Source organism: Streptomyces sp. NPDC057616 (genome assembly GCF_042800575.1).
Taxonomy (GTDB): domain Bacteria; phylum Actinomycetota; class Actinomycetes; order Streptomycetales; family Streptomycetaceae; genus Streptomyces.
Map to the genome: position 1 here is coordinate 1 of NZ_JBHVGU010000094.1, position 1,957 is coordinate 1,957.

The 1,957-nt window shown below is 70.0% G+C and carries 1 protein-coding gene; it reads right to left on the reverse strand.

The genetic code is table 11. From position 1 onward, the window contains the following. Positions 1 to 57 precede the first annotated feature (57 nt). Entirely contained in the window at positions 58 to 1,836 is a 1,779-nt protein-coding gene (locus ACFU97_RS46050; protein ID WP_272179322.1) for an IS481 family transposase, read from the reverse strand. Positions 1,837 to 1,957: the final 121 nt, after the last annotated feature.

The following is a 1,957-nucleotide window of genomic DNA, read 5'->3' on the forward strand; positions in this document are numbered from 1 at the left end:
TGTCGAGTCTCAGTTGATGCTTGACGGGTTGGCGTCGGGTGATGCTTGACGTCTGCCCTAGACGATCTTCCGGCGGTTGTGTTCGCCGGACTTGCGGACGACCACCTCCTTCCTGGTCACTCGGGGGACGGTGGTGATCAGCTCGGTTCCGTGGAAGATGCGGATGGCGTCCTCGCTGAGGTGGGCGGTGACGACCTGGTGGGCATAGCCGCGGCCGAGCTGGATGCGCTGTCCGGCGACCATGAAGCCACCGACGTTGCTGACGGTCCGCTCGGCGATCTGCTCGCTGGGCGGTGGCAGCTGCGGTGGCGGACCGGCCGGGCGACCGCCTTGGAGACGTCCGCAGGCCGAGGGCGGCAGGGGGCTGGGCAGGGTGGCCTGCAGGACACGCTGCTCGTCGAGGACCTGCAGAACTTTGCCGTCCAGCCGGAGGGTGACCCGCTGTCCGGCGAACGGCCAGCCGATCAGGACCTTGTCGCCGCCCAGGCCGACGTAGCCGACCGCGTTGACGGTGCGGTCCACTTCCACCACGCCGCCAGTGGTCTGCGCCGGGCCGGGATCATCTGCCCATGGTCCGGCCGGACGGGCACCCCCGCCTGCCAGGAGGGCTTTGAGGTCCCGGCCGGACAGCTTCGAAGGCAGAGTCTTGTGCCGGCCGCCGCCGATGAGGACGTGCAGCCGGTTCACATCGACGCGCAGGGTCACCGTGGTGCCGGCCAGGGCCGGGCCGAACCAGATCTGCTGTCCGCGCAGGCTCAAGTTCCCCGAAGCAGGAACCTGTCGCTCCACCTCGATCGCACCGATCTCGCCCTCGGCCAACGGCCATGCCACCGGCGCCGGTTCAGGCGGTGGGGGACCCGGCGAAGCCGCCGTGGTGACCAGATCCAGGCGGGCGGGCAGGACCACCGGCAACACGTCCTGCTCGGCCCGCGGCCGGGGGACGAACCGGCTCGCCGGCACGGCCATGTCCAGGGCCTGGTGCGGCCGCATCCGGTTGTAGTCCTCCAGCCACCCGTCCACCGCTGCCTGCGCGGCTGCGAGATCGGCGAACGGGGCTGATTCGTCGAGGAGTTCGCGTCGCAGTGTCTGGTGGAAGCGTTCGATCTTCCCGGTGGTGGTCGGTGACTGCGGCTTGGTGAGGCGGTGGGCGATGCCGTTCTCCCGGCAGATCCGGTCGAACATCGTCTCCCCGGGCCTGCCCGAGCCGAACCGGGCGGTGAACTGCTTGCCGTTGTCCGTCAGCACCTCCTCCGGCACTCCGAACCGCAGCAGGGCTTCCCCGAAGGCCCGACAGACCGCGCGGGCGGTGGCCCGCTCCACCACCTTGGCGATCACCATGAACCGTGAGTGGTCGTCGATCCCGGTGACCATCTTGCACTCGCCGCCGCCCGCGATCAGGATGCCGCCGACGATGTCCATCTGCCACAGTTCCATCGCCGCAGACCGCTCCCACCTGCGGTAATCCGACCGCCGCCGCCTGCGGACCCCCGGCTCGACCAGACCGTTGCGCACCAGGACCCGATAGACCGTCGCCCGCGACGGGACCGGCGCGATGCCCCGCCGCCCCAGTTCGTGCACCAGCCGTCGTGGGCCCCAGCCGGGATGCCGGCGCCGCAGTTCACACACCACCGCTTCCACCTCCCCGGCGATCCGGTGCGGACACGAGATGGGCCGGTGCGACCGGTCGGCCAGCCCCGGCAGGCCCGACTGCTCGTACTTGCGCACCCAGGCATGCACCGACTGACGTGACACCCCATACCGGGCCGCGACCTGAGTGACCGGAACCCCCGCGGCGACCTCCATCACCGCGTGATACCGCTGCTCGACCACGCTCAACTCCACCAGCACGGCCCCGGCCCTCCCCATGCGCCCAATCCAGGCGCACAGCCAAACCGAGGCAAGCGGTGTCAAGCATCAGGTGAGGCCACAGCGTCAATCATCAACCGAGACAAGACAC